The organism is Burkholderia sp. Tr-20355 (assembly GCF_017104685.1).
GTDB classification, from domain to species: domain Bacteria; phylum Pseudomonadota; class Gammaproteobacteria; order Burkholderiales; family Burkholderiaceae; genus Burkholderia; species Burkholderia seminalis.
Genome location: NZ_JAAGPK010000048.1, coordinates 1 through 16,595, shown reverse-complemented (window position 1 = coordinate 16,595; position 16,595 = coordinate 1). Strand labels below are relative to the sequence as shown.

16 protein-coding genes are annotated in these 16,595 nt (G+C 67.9%); 9 read left to right on the top strand and 7 right to left on the bottom strand.

The features are described 5' to 3' along the window. Positions 1-114: 114 nt before the first annotated feature. From G3N62_RS15345 to G3N62_RS15335, 3 genes are all read left to right on the top strand, one after another. Positions 115-669, top strand: coding sequence for an AidA/PixA family protein (locus G3N62_RS15345; protein WP_034191492.1), 555 nt, complete (start codon positions 115-117; stop codon positions 667-669). A gap of 120 nt (positions 670-789) precedes the next feature. Continuing rightward, positions 790-1,344, top strand: a complete 555-nt coding sequence (locus G3N62_RS15340) for an inclusion body family protein (RefSeq protein WP_034191493.1) — start codon at positions 790-792, stop codon at positions 1,342-1,344. Positions 1,345-1,748: 404 nt separating this feature from the next. Next, positions 1,749-2,543, top strand: coding sequence for an SDR family NAD(P)-dependent oxidoreductase (locus G3N62_RS15335; RefSeq protein ID WP_049029691.1), 795 nt, complete (start codon positions 1,749-1,751; stop codon positions 2,541-2,543). Positions 2,544-2,570: 27 nt separating this feature from the next. Here the strand turns inward: G3N62_RS15335 and G3N62_RS15330 are convergent, their stop codons facing one another. The 5 genes from G3N62_RS15330 to G3N62_RS15310 all read right to left on the bottom strand — a co-directional run bounded on the left by G3N62_RS15330 (position 2,571) and on the right by G3N62_RS15310 (position 7,718). Beyond that, entirely contained in the window at positions 2,571-2,945 is a 375-nt protein-coding gene (locus G3N62_RS15330) for a hypothetical protein (protein ID WP_034191495.1), read from the bottom strand. Between the two features lie 213 nt (positions 2,946-3,158). Beyond that, positions 3,159-4,229 (bottom strand): AI-2E family transporter, encoded by a 1,071-nt coding sequence (locus G3N62_RS15325; protein ID WP_034191496.1) that lies wholly within the window; start codon positions 4,227-4,229, stop codon positions 3,159-3,161. A 124-nt stretch (positions 4,230-4,353) separates the two neighbouring features. After that, on the bottom strand, positions 4,354-5,463 hold the full coding sequence (locus G3N62_RS15320; protein ID WP_034191497.1) for an NADH:flavin oxidoreductase/NADH oxidase: 1,110 nt from the start codon (positions 5,461-5,463) through the stop codon (positions 4,354-4,356). Between the two features lie 141 nt (positions 5,464-5,604). Beyond that, the gene (locus G3N62_RS15315) at positions 5,605-6,291 is read right to left on the bottom strand and encodes a type 1 glutamine amidotransferase domain-containing protein (RefSeq protein WP_059556477.1); all 687 of its coding nucleotides are present in this window, start codon (positions 6,289-6,291) and stop codon (positions 5,605-5,607) included. Between the two features lie 413 nt (positions 6,292-6,704). After that, entirely contained in the window at positions 6,705-7,718 is a 1,014-nt protein-coding gene (locus G3N62_RS15310; protein ID WP_124669365.1) for a substrate-binding domain-containing protein, read from the bottom strand. Between the two features lie 187 nt (positions 7,719-7,905). On the opposite strand from G3N62_RS15310, the gene G3N62_RS15305 reads away from it, so the two are divergent. Then, complete coding sequence (locus G3N62_RS15305) at positions 7,906-9,489, top strand: glycoside hydrolase family 68 protein (protein WP_034191500.1); 1,584 nt, start codon at positions 7,906-7,908, stop codon at positions 9,487-9,489. A gap of 163 nt (positions 9,490-9,652) precedes the next feature. Further along, a complete protein-coding gene (locus G3N62_RS15300) occupies positions 9,653-11,275 on the top strand; it encodes a glycoside hydrolase family 32 protein (protein ID WP_069705326.1) in 1,623 nt (540 codons plus the stop codon). 90 nt (positions 11,276-11,365) lie between these two features. Here the strand turns inward: G3N62_RS15300 and G3N62_RS15295 are convergent, their stop codons facing one another. Both G3N62_RS15295 and G3N62_RS15290 read right to left on the bottom strand, forming a co-directional pair. Then, positions 11,366-12,115, bottom strand: coding sequence for an SDR family oxidoreductase (locus G3N62_RS15295; RefSeq protein ID WP_059556704.1), 750 nt, complete (start codon positions 12,113-12,115; stop codon positions 11,366-11,368). A 121-nt stretch (positions 12,116-12,236) separates the two neighbouring features. After that, the gene (locus G3N62_RS15290; protein WP_124669366.1) at positions 12,237-13,154 is read right to left on the bottom strand and encodes a LysR family transcriptional regulator; all 918 of its coding nucleotides are present in this window, start codon (positions 13,152-13,154) and stop codon (positions 12,237-12,239) included. Positions 13,155-13,318: 164 nt separating this feature from the next. Here G3N62_RS15290 and G3N62_RS15285 point away from each other — a divergent pair, with 164 nt between their 5' ends. The 4 genes from G3N62_RS15285 to G3N62_RS15270 form a co-directional block, all read left to right on the top strand. After that, positions 13,319-14,803: a PLP-dependent aminotransferase family protein gene (locus G3N62_RS15285; protein ID WP_124608389.1), complete on the top strand. Its 1,485-nt coding sequence runs from the start codon at positions 13,319-13,321 to the stop codon at positions 14,801-14,803. 94 nt (positions 14,804-14,897) lie between these two features. Further along, positions 14,898-15,335: a carboxymuconolactone decarboxylase family protein gene (locus tag G3N62_RS15280; protein WP_049032701.1), complete on the top strand. Its 438-nt coding sequence runs from the start codon at positions 14,898-14,900 to the stop codon at positions 15,333-15,335. A 10-nt stretch (positions 15,336-15,345) separates the two neighbouring features. Next, positions 15,346-15,765 carry a cupin domain-containing protein gene (locus G3N62_RS15275; protein WP_049032703.1) on the top strand — a complete coding sequence of 140 codons (420 nt, stop codon included), beginning with the start codon at positions 15,346-15,348 and terminating at the stop codon, positions 15,763-15,765. Positions 15,766-15,976: 211 nt separating this feature from the next. Further along, on the top strand, positions 15,977-16,595 hold a 619-nt coding region (locus tag G3N62_RS15270), incomplete at its 3' end, for a TetR/AcrR family transcriptional regulator (protein WP_206141252.1).

The window sequence follows — 16,595 nt, the reverse complement described above, 5'->3', positions numbered from 1 at the left end:
CCCATCAAACCTGACAGGTACAAAGATGAATATAAATTGACGATACTGAAAGAGCGCATCGCCGATGCGCCATTCGCACCAAACGGGCAATTGACCTACCACGGAGGCATTCCAATGAAAGTCGACCTGGACAGCATCAACCTGGAAAAGACCGCTCAATTCATTCACATTCTTGCGGTTATCGACACGCATTATGTCAAGGCACATTATCCCAACCCGAGCAGGAACGCATCCGCCCCGACGGCCATCACCAGCAATGCCGCGTTCATGCTCAGCAGCCGCCTGCCGGGCGTGAGCAGTTCGGAAGGAACGGGCACGCTGGGCCTGAAGCTGCAGGTTCACGACAGCGTATCCCTGATGGGGACGTCGCTGTCCGACAACTCGGGCGATGCGGCGGTGATCTACGACGTGCGGCACTTCTCGGGGGATCGGGTCTTCAGCCGGTTTGCCGTGCACAACATCGTCGAGGCCGACGCACCGAGCGCCGCGGAGACGCCCGACGTCATCGCGATCTCGGCGCAATCCCAGGCGTTTCAAAGCCTCAATGCCGTAGCAGGTTCTTCCGGATCCGAGAACCTCGGTGCGTGTTTTGCACTTTATACGCGGGATCAAAACAAGAAGACGTTGTTCGGCTACTTCTTCTGGACCTGGCAAGCCACCGCCAGTTGAGGCAAGCGCCCCGGCCACTCGCTCCGAAGCCGGACGGAGGCGATCCAGCCGGCAAGTCTTGCACGGCGCCTGACCGGGCGCCGCCCCTTTCCGCGACAGAACCCGAATGGAGCACCACGTATGACAGCCGATCTTGGAAGCATCAATCTCGACCCGACCGCGCAGCAAATCGACATCCTGGCCGTAATCGACACGGAATACATCAAGACGAGGTACCCGAATCCGAGCAAGCAGCCCGGGGCACCGACCGCCATCGACCATCGCGCCGTACGCCTGCTTTACACCGGGGCACGCGGTGGGGCGATCGGAAATGGCGCCGCTGAATCACGTCTGACGCTGTTACCGGGCGACACCGTTTCACTCAGGGCGGTGTCCCTCTATGGGAACGCGGACGAGGCCGTGCTCGTTTATCAGGTTTCGCACCTCTTCGGCCAGCAGGTTTTCAACCAGTTCACGCAGGACTTCCTTGAAGTGACGGCCGTGCAGTTGAACCCTGAAACGTCCGACGGCCTGCCGCCGCTGAAGAAGTCGCACACTTTCGTCAGCATCGGTGCCAAGGCACGAACGAGCGGGATAGAAACGCTTGGCGCCTGCTTCGGACTCTATACGCTGGAACGAAGTACACAGGAGCTGGTGGGATACTACTGGTGGGACTGGTTCGTCATGTGCTCGTGATATTTGCCTGCCATTGGCGTGCTTCGCAAAGGCTGCGAGCAAGGGGCACGAGACGGACCGGCGGCATCCGCGACATCCGCCAGCGTCGGCTGTGGCGCCGATCCATCCGCACCGGATGCACACATGCCGCCATCGCAGCCCGCAAACGCATCATTGGCGGGGTTCCCCGCGGGCGAAGCACGCGCGCGATCCCGGTCTCGCGCTCAGCCAACCTGAGCCGACCGGGATCTCGCGCACCCGCGACTCACGAACGGGCAGCGCTTCACGTCCGCATCCGGAGTGTGTGCGTCAACGCCGCCGCCCCACGGGCGGGATGGCCTGTTGCTCGAAATTCTCCTAAGCTTTGAGTTTCGTCCGCCGCGGCACACGCGGCGGTTCCCGTTCACTCCTCTCCCGTCACGCTCATGCACATCGATCTGAAAGGCAAGACCGCGGTCGTCACCGCTTCCACCGCCGGCATCGGGCTCGCGATCGCCGAAGGGCTCGCGCGCGCCGGTGCGCGCGTCGTCGTCAACGGCCGCAGCGACGCGTCGGTGCAATCGGCGCTCGCGCAACTTCGCGCGGCAGTGCCCGGCGCAAGCTTCGAGGGCGTCGCCGCCGACCTGTCCGACGCAGCCGGCGTCGCGCGCATCACGCAGCACACGCCCGAGGCCGACATCCTCGTCAACAATGCGGGCATCTACGGCCTGAAGGCGTTCTTCGAGATCGACGACGCCGAGTGGGAACATTACTTCCAGATGAACGTGATGTCCGGCGTGCGGCTCGCACGGCATTACCTGAAGGGGATGATCGAACGCAATGCCGGGCGCGTCGTGTTCATTTCGTCGGAATCGGGCCTGAACATCCCGGTCGACATGATTCATTACGGGTTCACGAAAACCGCGCAACTGTCGATCGCGCGCGGCCTCGCGAAGCTCGCGGCCGGCACCAGCGTCACCGTCAATTCGGTGCTGCCGGGGCCGACGATGTCGGACGGCGTGCGCGCGATGCTGAAGGAAACGGCCGACGCATCCGGCCGCAGCGTCGACGACGTGGCCGTGGAGTTCGTGCGCAATCACCGCTCGAGCTCGATCATCCAGCGGCCCGCGACGCCCGAGGAAGTCGCGAACCTGGTGGTCTACGTGTGCTCGCCGCAGGCTTCGGCGACGACCGGCGCCGCGCTGCGTGTCGATGGCGGCGTGGTCGATACGATTGCGTAACGGCCGGCGCCCGCGGGCCGCCGCGCACTAGCGCGAAGCGGCCTTGCCCGGCTGGAGCGCGCCCTTGCGATCGGCGTCCATGCAGGTGTCGAAGCCGTACTGCGTGACGACGCCGGCCTTGTCGAACACGACGAAGTACGTCCGGTGATCGTTGCCGTGCTCGATGAAGTAGTTGTAGCAGACGCCGCTGCCGTTACGGACCATCCAGACGCTGCGCGGGTTGCCGGCCGCGCGGACGACATCGGCGCGCGTCGCGCCGTGCCGCGACGCGGCCCGCGCGAGCGGCGTGCGCGAATACGAGAACGGCAGCCACGCGTCGAACCAGGCGCAACCGTGCAACATCAGGCAGCCTGCGGCCAGAGACAGCATCGCTGCGGGACGGGACATCGGAATCAATCGCATGCTTGGGGAAAATCTGCTGCGCCATGCCGGCGTGATCGAAAGCCCCATGCTACTCGACCTTTGGGTCCGGATCGAAAAGAAATGTAGAGATCTTTATACAAATCCCTGCAGGTCATGCCCGCGCGCAAGCCCGGTCGTTGCGGCCCGCACATGCTTGTACGCGCATCGAACCCGCCGCGCCGATGCGTCAAATCGGCACAACGTCGCGCATCGTCACGCGATCCACTCGGCCCACAGCATCGTCAGCACCGTCATCAGCGCGGGGCCGACGAACAGCCCGATCAGGCCGAACGTCTCGGCGCCGCCGAGGATGCCGAACAGCACCAGCAGGAACGGCAGCCGCGTCGAGCCGCCGATCAGCACCGGCCGCACGAAATGCTCGGCGACGAACACGACGACGAAACCGAGCACGGCCACCACGACGGCCCACACCGTCGCACCCTGCACGAACAACCAGAGCGCCGCGCCGCAGAACACGATCGGCGCGCAGAACGGCAGCATCGCGGCAATCGCCGTGACGAGGCCGAGCAGCGCCGCGTGCGGGACGCCGGCCAACGCATACGCGATGCCGAGCAGCGCACCCTCGCCGAGCCCGACGACGACGAGCCCCGTCACGGTGCCGTACACGGCCTTGACCATCCGGTCGATCAGTTCCGCGCCGTTGTGCCCGAACGCGCGCCGCGCGCCCTGCAGCAATGCGCCCGACAGCTTGTGGCCCGCGCGCAGGATCACGAACAGCGTGACGAGCATGAAGCCGAATTCGAGCAGCACATGCGCGACCTTCGTGCCGAACTGCCGCCCGTACGCGAGGAATTTCTCGCTGCTGACGCCATGCATCGCGCTGGCCGCATGCAGCGGATGGCCGAGATTGGCCTGCCACCATTCGGTGATCTGCGCCGAGCCGTAAGGCAGCCGGCTGACGACGTCCGGCAACGGAATGCCGCTGTCCTGGACCGACTTCAACCACTCGCGCAGGTCGTGCGCCTGCCCGATCGCCTGGATGGTCGCGACCGCGACCGGCAGCACGACGAGCAACGAGATCGCGGCCGTGATGACGGTCGCGATCAGCGTCGGCCGGTCACGGAACAGCCGATGCGATTCGAAGCGTTTGAGCAGCGGCCACATCGCGATGGCGATCACGCAGGCCCATGCGATGGCGGGAATGAAGTCGCGGATGATCCACAGCGCGAGCACCAGCAGCGCCGCATACAGCACGACGCGGGCAATCTGCTGCGCGCGCGGCCGTGCGGCGGAATCGGGAGACGACGGGACATGTGCGCCCATGGCACCTCTGTCGAAATGAAAAATGGCGGTTCGCGCAGGCAACCGGCCTGCATGAACCGCCATTCTATCCATCGGCGCCGGATCGGCGACGCGCAATATGCGCGCGCCGTGTCGTGAAGGCGGCTCAGGCCGCCTTGTCGGCGATCCGGTAACGCTCGAGCCAGTGCGCGTACGGCGCGGGCAGCGTCCACGACGGACGCTCGACGCCGAGCTGCTTGGCCGCGTAGTACGGCCAGTGCGGATCAGCCAGATGCGCGCGGCCGACCATCACGAGATCGAGCTGCGCGTCGGCCACCACGCGGTTCGCCAGTTGCGGCGTGTCGATCCCCCATGCGGACGACACCGGCAGCCCGGCCTCGCGGCGCACGCGCTCGGCGATCGGCGCGAGGAACGCCGGGCCCCATGGAATCTGCGCGGCGGGTGTCGAGAAGCCGACCGACACGCTCAGCATGTCGAGCCCTTCCCGCTTCATCCGCTGCGTGAGCGCGATCGACTCGGCAAGCGTCTCTTCGTCACGGCCGTCGTATTCGATCACGCCAAGGCGCGCGGTCAACGGCAGGTGCTCGGGCCAGACCTTGCGCACGGCCGCGAGCGTGTCGACGAGGAAGCGGCCGCGATTCTCCGCCGAGCCGCCATATTCGTCGGTACGGTGGTTCGAATGCACCGAGAAGAAGCTCTGGCCCAGGTAACCGTGCGCGAAGTGCAGTTCGAGCCACTCGAAGCCGAGATCGCGCGCACGCTTCGCCGATGCGACGAAATCGGCCTGCACGCGGGCGATATCGTCGTGCGTCATTTCACGCGGCACTTTCGGCAGGTGCGCGCCGAACGGCACGGCCGACGGTGCGATGGTCTGCCAGCCGCGCGGATCGCCGTCGGCGATATGGTCGTCGCCTTCCCACGGACGGTTCGCGCTCGCCTTGCGGCCCGCATGCGCGATCTGGATGCCGGGTACCGAGCCGGCCGCCTTGATCGCCGCGACGGACGGCGCGAACGCTTCGGCCTGCGCATCGTTCCACAGCCCCGCGCAGCCCGGCGTGATGCGCCCTTCCGGCGACACGGCCGTCGCCTCCGCGATCACGAGACCCGCGCCGCCGCGCGCGATGCCGGCCAGATGCACGTGATGCCAGTCGTTGACGACGCCGTCTTCGGCGACGTACTGACACATCGGCGGCACCGCGATACGGTTGCGCAGCGTGACATCCTTGAGTTTGAACGGTTCGAACAGGGCAGACATCCACGACTCCTTTGCTTGGTTCTGCAAAACGACAGGGAACGCGCCGCGCGATGCGCACGGCGGAACGATACGAGCCGTCGGCGGGCCGGCCGTGCCCGGCGACGAAACGGGAACGGCGCCGGGCCGGCCGGCGCCATGCGGTCAGCGGCGGCCGAGCTTGGCGAGCAATGCCTCGGCAGCGGGCGCCGACGACGCGGGGTTCTGCCCCGTGATCAGCAGCCCGTCGGTGACGACGTGCGGTGCCCAGTCGGCGCTGCGCTCGAATTCCGCGCCGTTGGTCTTCAGCATGTCCTCGACGAGGAACGGCACGACTTCCGTCAGTTCGACGGCGGCTTCCTCGCTGTTGGTGAAACCCGTCGCGCGCTTGCCGCGCACCACCGATTCGCCGGTCTGCGGGTTCTTCACGTGGCGCAGCACGCCCGGCGCGTGGCAGACGGCCGCGACCGGCTTGCCGGCGGCGAGCGCGCGCTCGATCAGGCCGATCGAATGCAGATCCTCGGCGAGATCCCACAGCGGGCCGTGGCCGCCCGGGTAGAACACGGCGTCGTAGTCGTCCACCGACACGTCGGTCAGCTTGTGCGTCGACGCGAGCTGCGCCTTGGCTGCCGCATCGGCGTCGAAGCGGCGCGTGGCGTCGGTCTGCGCGGACGGATCGCTGCTTTTCGGGTCGAGCGGCGGTTGGCCGCCCTTCGGCGATGCGAGCGTCAGTTCGACGCCCGCATCCTTGAACGCGTAGTACGGCGCGGCCAGTTCCTCGAGCCAGAAGCCGGTCTTCTTGCCGGTGTCGCCGAGCGTGTCGTGCGAGGTCAGGACAACCAGAATCTTCATGATCGGACACTCCTTCGAAAATGAACGGGGGAACAGGGCCGCGCAACCGGCGATGGCCGGTCGGCGCGGTACGCCTGTCGGTTAGTCAGCGCTGGCGCGTCATCGTGCGATCGATCGCGCCGAATACCACGCCTCTATTAGACCAGTCGTCTAGAAATGGGCCAAATAAAACGACGGCGTCTCGCCGCATGGACAGCATCGCAGCACGAAATGGCATTTTCGCGTCCGTGTCGTCCACGCCCGAATACGTCGTCGCATTCATGAGGACGGATGATAGGACGGATTAGACCGGTCGTCTAGAAAAACGGGCATTCACCCCTGCCGCCGTCATGGCCTTTCCATCACGCCCGATGCCGGACCCGGCCCGGCAACGCGCGCGGGGCCGATCACGCCCCGCACCGTTCCCGCGCCGGCTAGCCGCGCAGCGGGCCGTCGGTGTCGCCGGCCTCGATGACCGGCGCCTCGAGCCGATGAGCGTGCACGCCGTCGCCCAGCAGCCGCAGCATGAGTTCCGCCAGCGCGCGCCCCGACGCATGCCCGGTCGGCTGCACGACGGCCGTCACGCGATACGGATGCGTGATGTCCGGCGGCACGCCGTCATAGACGATCAGCGACATGTCCGCGCCCAGGCGCAACCCGCTGTCCGCGAGCGCACGGAACGCGCCGCCGCCCGCGATGTTGTTGTCGACGAGCAGCGCCGTCGGCCGCTCGTCTCGCGCGAGCAATGCCCGCATGGCCTGCCACCCGCCATCGTGCGTGAACGGGCACTCGACGAGCAGCGCCGGATCGGGTTCGATGCCCGCTTCGCGCAACGCCGACAGAAAACCGGCGCGCCGCTGTGCGGCGAAATTCAGCACCAGCGGCGCGCTGATCATCGCGATGCGCCGATGCCCGAAGGCGATCAGCCTGCGCACCGCATCGCGCGCGCCGGCCTCGTTGTCGAAATCGAACCACGCGTACGGTTCGGTCGCCTGCGTGCGGCCGTACGCGACGTACGGAAACGCGCTCGATTGCAGGTACGCGATGCGCGGATCGTCGACGAGCGTGCGCGCGACGATCAGCCCGTCGACCAGTTTGCCGTCGACGATCCGCCGATAGGTCTCCAGCTCCGCGTTCGGTCGCGCGGACGCGATGATGAAATCGAGATTGCGCTCGGCGAGCCGCTCGGTCACGCCCGCGACAACCTCGCCGAAACGCGGATCGCCAAGATCGCCCGCACCGAACGGATAAACGATTCCGATCATGTCCGCTCGACCGGTCGCCAGCCGGCGCGCGGTCGGATCGGCCACGTAGCCCATTTCCCGCGCCGCCCGCGCGACGCGTTCGCGGGTTGCCTCGCTGACGTCGTCGTAACCGTTCAACGCGCGGCTGACCGTCGTGCGCGACAGCCCGAGCGCATCCGATAGCGCCTTCAGATTCACCTTCACCGTCGTTCCTCGCCCTTCATGCGCCGCACGGCATGCCGATTGGCGGCAATTGTTTCCTGTCGGTAGTGATTACCGTCAAATAATTATCTTTTGACGTCCAAACCGGTTTGAAATAGCATCCAAACCGGTTTGGACATCGATGCCCACTCAGCCGTTCACTTTCACCTTCCCAGGAAACGACGACGAGATGACATACTTTCCCTTTTTCCGCCCGGCGACGACCCGGCGTTTGCTGCTCGCTGGCGGCGCACTCGCCGCCTTCGCGTCCGTCGCGCACGCGCAGTCCGGCGGCACGGGCGCGCCCATGCCCACGCCTCACTCCCAGCAAGCCTACGACCCCGAAGGCAACTTCACGATGCGCTGGACGCGCGCGGACATCCGCCAGATCGTCGCGCAATCGCACACCGCCGGCGCCGACCGGAACTCGCTGCCGCAAGCGCTGACGATGCCGGACATCCCGCAGGATTTCCCGCTGATCAACTCGAACGTGTGGGTGTGGGACACCTGGCCGCTGGCCGACCTGCGCGCCAACCAGCTCAGCTACAAGGGCTGGGAGGTGATCTTTTCGCTCACCGCCGATCCGCACGCGGGCTACACGTTCGACGACCGTCACGTCCATGCGCGCATCGGCTTCTTCTACCGCCGCGCGGGCATCCCCGCGTCGCAGCGCCCCGCGAACGGCGGCTGGACCTGGGGCGGCCACCTGTTCCCGGACGGCGCGAGCGCCAGGGTGTTCGGCACCGCGCCGATGACCAACAACGCCGAATGGTCGGGCTCGGCTCGCCTCACGCACGGCGACAACGTCAGCCTCTACTACACCGCGACGTCGTTCAACCGCTCGGCGCCCGGCGGCGCCGACATCACGCCGCCGCAGGCGATCATCACGCGCACCGACGGCCACATCCATGCCGACGACAAGCACGTGTGGTTCAGCGGCTTCGACGATCACAAGGCGCTGCTGGAGCCGGACGGCAAGTACTACCAGACCGGCCAGCAGAACACCTACTTCTCGTTCCGCGATCCGTTCGTGTTCACCGACCCCGCGCATCCGGGCAAGACCTACATGGTCTTCGAAGGCAACACGGGCGGCCCGCGCGGCGCGCGCACCTGTACCGACGCCGACCTGGGCTACGCGGCGAACGATCCGTACAAGGAGGATCTCAACGCGGTGATGAATTCGGGCGCAGTGTATCAAAAGGCCAATGTCGGCCTCGCGATCGCCACGAACCCGCAACTGACCGAGTGGAAGTTCCTGCCGCCGATCCTGTCGGCGAACTGCGTCGACGACCAGACCGAGCGGCCGCAGATCTACCTGAAGGACGGCAAGTACTACCTGTTCACGATCAGCCACCGCACGACGATGGCGGCCGGCGTCGACGGCCCGGACGGCGTGTACGGCTTCGTCGGCAACGGGATCCGCAGCGACTTCCTGCCGCTGAACGGCGGCAGCGGGCTCGTGCTCGGCAACCCGACCGATTTCTCCGCGCCGGCCGGTGCGCCGTATTCGCAGGATCCGAACCAGAACCCGCGCGAATTCCAGTCGTATTCGCACTACGTGATGCCGGGCGGGCTCGTCGAGTCGTTCATCGATGCGATCGGCCCGCGCCGCGGCGGCACGCTCGCGCCGACGGTGAAAGTGCGCATCAACGGCACGTCGACGGCGGTCGACCGCGCCTACGGAAGCGGCGGGCTCGGCGGCTACGGCGACATCCCCGCGAACCTGCCTGCAACCGGGGCCGGCCACAACGACGGCAGCAGCCAGGTCAATTAGGATAACCAACTATAAAGAAAGCCGGTAAAGCCCGGGGTCGAGGAGGCGCATATCGCGCGTGTCGCGTGTGCGCCTCCCTTTTTTTTCGAACACACGCGCGTGCCGCCGTTGAACGCGGCATGCGCCCCTTGCCCGCTTCGCCCGACGAAGCACGGTACCGCGCATGAATTCGACGTCTTTCCGCCTTACCTTCCGGATCGCCCGGTTGCTGCTCGCCTGCCTGGCGTGCTCGCAGGTCGCCGCTGCCCCGTGCGACGCACCGGCCGGCCAGGGCACGCCGCAATGGCGGCCCGCGCTTCACTACACGCCGCAGCGCAACTGGATGAACGATCCGAACGGGCTCGTCTACGACAACGGTCGTTATCACCTGTTCTATCAATACAATCCGCTCGGCAACGACTGGGGCAACATGTCGTGGGGCCATGCGACGAGCACCGATCTCGTCCACTGGCGCGAAGAGCCGGTCGCGATGCGCGCGAACGCATCGGAGGAAATCTTCTCCGGCTCGATCGTCGCCGACACGCTGAACACGTCCGGTCTCGGCAAACCGGGCCGCACGCCGCTCGTCGCGCTGTATACGAGCGTCTACAAGCCCGGCTCGGGTCACGCACCGGGCGTCCAGGCCCAGTCGCTCGCGTACAGCCTCGACCAGGGCACGACCTGGCAGCCGTATGCGCACAACCCGGTGCTCACGCTCGATCCGGAATCGAAGGAATTTCGCGACCCGAAAGTGTCGTGGTATGCGCCGGGCGGCTACTGGCTGATGACGACGGTCGTCGCCGACGCGCACGTCGTGAAGTTCTATCGCTCCGACGACCTGATCCACTGGAATTTCCTGAGCGACTTCACGCGGCCGGGCGTGCCGCACGACGGCGCGCTGTGGGAAATGCCGGACCTCGTGCCGCTGCCGCTCGACGACGATCCGCAACGCATCAGGTGGGTCATGATCGTCAACGTCAACCCGTGGTCGATCGCGGGCGGTTCCGGGGCGATGTATTTCGTCGGCGATTTCGACGGCCGCACGTTCGTGCCCGACCACATTGCGCCCGCCGGCTCCGATCCCGCGCAATTCCGCTGGGTCGATCACGGCGCGGACTTCTACGCGGCCGGCACGTTCTCGGGCGCGCCCGGCGCGCGGCCCGTCGCGATCGCGTGGATGAGCAACTGGGATTACGCGGCGAAAGCGCCGACTGCGCCGTGGCGCGGCGCGACCACCTTGCCGCGCGAACTGTCGCTGAAGACGATCGACGGCGAACCGACGCTCTTCGTCACGCCGGCGGCCGCATTCGATGCGTGGGCGGACAGCCGGCCCGTCGTGCACGAAGGCGACCTCACGGTCGACTCCGCGACGCGCGTGCTGCCGGCCGCGACGCGCGGCGTGGTCCAGCGCATCACGGTGACGATGGCGCCGCGGCAAGCGGCGCGCGCCGGCCTGATCGTCCGGGGTTCCGCCGACGGGTCGACCGGCACCCGGATCGTCTACGACACGGCGAAACGCACGCTGACGCTCGACCGTTCCCGCTCGGGCGAAACGCATTTCGCCGACAAGTTCAGCCGCGAGCACATCGTGGACCTGCCGCTCGAGCGCGGCCAAGTGCGGCTCGAGATCGTCGTCGATCGCGGCTCGGTCGAAGTGTTCGCGAACGGCGGCCGCGTGGCGCTGACCGACCTGGTCTTTCCGCCGCTCGATGCGGACCGCGTCGCCGTGTTCGCCGAGCACGGCCGCGCGACATTCTCCGGGCTCACGGTGACGCAGCTCGAAGCCGGCGCCTGCGCCGCCCGCTAGGCGCGGTTCGCCTGCTCCGTCCCGCGCGTGGCGGGGCCGTCCGCCCGGGCGCCGCGGCGCCCGGCGAACGGCCTTCGTCGGTGTCGCGGATCAGAGCAGACCCATCCCGCCCGACGCGATGATTTCCGCGCCGACGATGAACGCCGATTCCGCCGCGCTCAGGTGCAGCACCGTCGACGCGATTTCTTCCGGCGTACCGAAACGACCGACCGGGACGAGGCCTTTGATCTTGTCGGCCGTCTCGTCGAGCGTCGCCGCATCGAGCCCGAGCTTGCCGTACAGCGGCGTCTGCACCGGTCCCGGGCTGACGACGTTCACGCGCACGCCGTGCGGCAACAGTTCCGTCGACAGCGTCTTCGCGAACGAATTGACGGCCGCCTTGCTCGCCGCGTACACCGACGAGCCGGGCATCCCGATGTGCGCGTTGATCGAACCGTTGATCACGATCGACGCGCCGCGGTTCAGCAGCGGCACCAGCGACTGGATCTGGAAATACGCGCCCTTCACGTTGGTGTTGAACACGAGGTCCCACATGGCCTCGTCGCTGTCGGCGAACGGCGCGAGCTTCGCGACGCCCGCGTTGATGAACACGGCGTCGAGCCGGGCGCCCGCCGTCGCGATCGCGTCGGCCAGCGCGCGCGCCGACGCGACGCTGCCGGCCTCGTTGCGGATCGCCAGCGCGCCTTCGCCGAGCGATTGCCGGGCGGCTTCCAGCGTCTGGGCGTCGCGCCCGGTGATGATGACCCGCGCGCCTTCGGCCGCGAATGCCTTGGCGGCCGCCAGGCCGATGCCGCTGTTGCCGCCCGTGACGAGGACCGTTTTTCCTTCGAAGCGTTGCATGATGTTCTCCTGTGAACCGGTGAGTTGACCGTGAACACAGGATGCGCCCGGCGCGCGCCCTTGCCGTACGACGGGCGCGACGAACATGTTCGAAAACATCGAACATGTTTGGGCGGCCGCTTCAGCCGACGACGTCGATCCCGTCGAGCAGCCGCTGCGCGAGGCGCGGCTCGCGCAGTTGCTCGAGCCACCATTGCAGCGCGCGGCCGTCGCGTTCGCCATGCCACGCCACGTACAGCAGGTTCGGCTCGCGCGGATCGGCCGTCTGTTTCTCGACCAGTTCGCCGCGCGCAAGCAGCGACGTGACACGCCGGCGCGGCACCCAGCCGATCCCGAGCGCGTCGCGCTGCGCGAGGATCTTCGCGCGCATCGACGGCACCGCGAGCACGGGCTGGCCGCCGAGCAGCCCGTACGCACGGCCGGCCGCGCGCCGCGACGAATCGGCGACGACGACCGCGCGATGCGCGCCGATCGCGTCGCGCGTCAGCACGCCGCCCGCGGCGGCCAGCGGATGGCGCGGCGACACCGCGAACACCCATTCCATCGCGCCGAGCTCGAACCATTTGAAGCCGGGAATCGCCGGCGGCTCGTTGGTCGCGCCGACCACCATGTCCGCGCGGCCGTCGCGCAACGCTTCCCAGGTGCCGCCGAGCACTTCGTGCGTGAAGCGCAGCGACACGCCGGAATCGAGCGCATCGAACGCGCGGACGACCGGCAGCAGCGTGTCGAACTCCAGCACCTCGTCGCTGACGATCCACAGCCGGTCCTCCCAGCCGCTCGCGATCTGCCGGACGCGCTGCGTGAGCCGCGCGACGTCCAGCGCCAGCCGTGCCGCCTCGTCGGCCAGCACCTGTCCGGCCGGCGTGAGCTGCAGCCGGTAGCCGCGCCGGTCGAACAGCAGCGCGTCGAACCGCGTTTCGAGCTGGCGCGCCGCGTGCGACACCGTCGACGGCGCCTTGCCGAGCCGCGCGGCCGCACGCGACAGGCTGCCGGTGGCACGGATCGCGTCGAGCAGCGCCAGTTCGTCTTCGGACAGCATGAGGTCGCTCCAGGGGTAAGGGTGTCGTGGATCGTAAGGCAGCGGCGGCCTGCGGTCCAATCGCGCGATGCGGGCGGCGCTCGCGCCGGCACGCTGCCGATCCGTCCGCCGACTTCCGGTATCCTGATCGGCATTGAATCGTCACGATCGAGGTAACCACTGCGATGGACATCGCGATCCGCATCGAAGGCCGTCACGACCTGACGGGGCAGATCTTCCGGCAGCTGCGCACGGCGATCGTCGACGGGCGCCTCGAAGGCGGCGCGCGGCTGCCGTCGACGCGCGATCTCGCGAAACAGCTCGGCGTGTCGCGCAAGACGACGCTCGACGCGTTCGAGCGCCTCGTCGCCGAGGGCTACCTGACTACGCGCGCGGGCGACGGCACGTTCGTCGCGGACGGCCTCGCGCGCGTGCCGCACGCGGCGGCGATGCCGGCGCCGTCGATCGTCGACGCCACGCCGCGTGTCGATGCGGTCGACGCCCGCGCGCTGTGGAACGACCTGCCCGACGCGCTCGCGATGCCCGCGCCGCAGGATGCGCCGGGCTTCGACTTCCGCGGCGGCGTGACCGACAAGACGCTGTTCCCGTTCGACGCATGGCGGCGCTGCCTGCATCACGCGCTGCGCCAGCAGGCGCGCGGCCGCGGCCAGTATCACGACCCGGCCGGCGACCCGCAGCTGCGCGGCGCGATCGCGCGCTACGTCGCGTTCAGCCGCGCGGTCGCGTGCGGCTGGGACGACGTGCTCGTCACGCACGGCGCGCAACAGGCGCTCGACCTGCTCGCGCGTGTCGTCGTGCGGCCTGGCGACGTCGTCGCGGTCGAGGATCCCGGTTATCCGCCCGCGCGCGCCGCGTTCGCGTCGCTCGGCGCGACCGTGATCGGCGTACCGGTCGACGCGCACGGCCTCGTCACCGGCCGCCTGCCCGACGAAGCCCGGCTCGTCTACGTGACGCCGTCGCACCAGTTCCCGCTCGGGATGCCGATGACGCTGGAACGGCGCATCGCGCTGCTCGAATGGGCGCAGCGCCGCCGCGCGGTGATCATCGAGGACGACTACGACGGCGAATTCCGCTTCGAGGGCCGGCCGGTCGAATCGCTGAAGAGCCTCGACCGCACGGGCCTCGTCGCGTACGTCGGTACGTTCTCGAAGACGATCTTTCCCGAACTGCGGATCGGCTACGCGATTCCGCCGCGCGCGCTGCGCGGCGCGCTGGCCAAGGCGAAGCAGATCGTCGACTGGCACACCTGCACGCTGACGCAGGCGGCGCTCGCGCGCTTCATGCTCGAAGGCGATTTCGGCCGGCACCTGAAGCGCGTGCAGAAGCACTACGACGCGCGACGCAAGATGCTGATCGCGCATCTGCGCGGCGAACTCGCGCCGTGGTTCGACGCGATCGTGCCGACCGCCGGCATCCACCTCGCCGCGCACCTGAAGCCGGGCCTCGACGAAGCGGCGCTCGTCCGCGCGGCGCGTGCGCAGGACATCGGCCTGTACGGAATCTCGGCGTTTCACGTCGGCGTGCCGGTGCGCGCGGGGCTGCTGTTCGGCTATGGCGGGATCGACGCGCTGCGCATCGACACGGCGCTCGCGAAACTGGCCGGGCTGCTCGGCGCGGGCGGGGCCGGCGGACCATCACTGGTTACCTGAATTTCCACGGAATTGGCTATTCAAACAGGCCAGTCGGTTTCGTAAAGTGGGTCCTGTCGCGCCGCCCCGGCGCCACCCACCAAAAGGACCTGCCATGCAACCGCGCCTGAACTTCTATACCGCCAGCCCGAACGCCATCAAGGTGATGCGCAACGCCGAGGACTTCATCGCGAAGAGCTCGATCGAGAAGCCGCTCGCCGAACTCGTCCGTCTGCGCGCGTCGCAGATCAACGGCTGTGCATTCTGTGTCGACATGCACACGACCGACGCGCGCAAGGGCGGCGAAACCGACCGCCGTCTCGCGACCGTCGTCGTGTGGCGCGAAACGCCGTTCTTCACCGAGCGCGAACGCGCGGCGCTGGAATGGACCGAGGCGCTGACGCTGGTGGCCGACAACCACGTGCCGGACGCCGTCTGGGAAGCCGTCAAGCCGCACTTCACCGACGAGGAACTGTTCGACCTGTCGATGCTGATCGCGACGATCAATACGTGGAACCGCTTCGCGATCGCGTTCCGCAAGATGCCCGAGTAAGGAACCGGCAATGACCCGCTCCCCGCTCCATCGCACCGTTCTGGGCGCCGCGCTCGTGCTCGGCGCCGCGCTGCCGGCCGCCGCCTTCGCGCACGACGCCGGCGACAGCGTTCATGCGATCATGCAGCAGGCCGTGCCCGAAGCGCCCGGCAAGCGCGTCGTCGTCGCGACCGTCGACTATGCGCCCGGCCAGGCGTCCGCCCCACACCGGCACCTCGGCTCGGTGTTTGCCGTCGTGTCGAAAGGCGAAGTGCTGTCGCAGGTGAACGACGGCCCGCTGCGCCGCTACCGCGCCGGCGAGGGCTGGTACGAGGCACCCGGCTCGCGCCACCCGGTGTCGCGCAACGCAAGCGCGACCGAGCCCGCGCAGCTCGTCGTGTTCGGCCTGACCGGCGAGCACGAACCGCTGAAGTCGCCGATCGATCGGTAACCCCTTGGCGGGGCGCGTGCGCTACCGCTGGCGCGCGCCCGCTCGCCCTTTTCCCCGTTAACTGCTCCCTACATGCCACCGACGGCGCACTGCGTGCCGCGACGTGGCGCCCCGCGCGTCCGTGGCCGGATTCGACGCACGCCTGATCGAGATCAAGGGCGGCGAAAACCCTTCCTTGAAATTAACTAACTCATCAATTAGCGTCGATTTCATGAACGCGAAAGCCACCGTCGCCAGGCCGCGCGGGCGCCGCCCGTCGGTGGACGATTTCGACCTGCGCGGCCATATGCTCGACGTCGCGATCGCGTTGTTCGCCGAGCGCGGCATCGCCGCGACGACGGTCGCGCAGATCGCGGCGGCCGCCGGCGTCACGTCGGCGATGGTCCACTACTACTTCACGAACCGCGAACAGTTGCTCGACGCGATCGTCGAGGAGCGGCTCGCGCAGGTCATCGCGTTCGTGTGGCGGCCGACCGAACCGCGGATCGAGAACGATCCGTTCGCGCTCGTCGCCGAACTCGTCGACCGCTTCTTCGACGTCACGCACCGCATGCCGTGGCTGCCGTCGATCTGGCTGCGCGAGATCGTCCACGAAGGCGGGTTGCTGCGCGAGCGGATGGTCCGGCGCATCCCGCTCGACCATATCGGCGGCTTCGCCGAACGCATCCGCGCCGCGCAGCAGGCCGGCACGCTGAATCCCGCGCTCGAACCGGCGTTCCTGTTCCACTCGATCATCGCGCTCGTGATGCTGCCGCTCGCCACCGCGAAGCTGTGGCACAGCGCGCGCGGCCTGCCGCCGATCGACCGCGACACGTTGCACCGGCACGTGG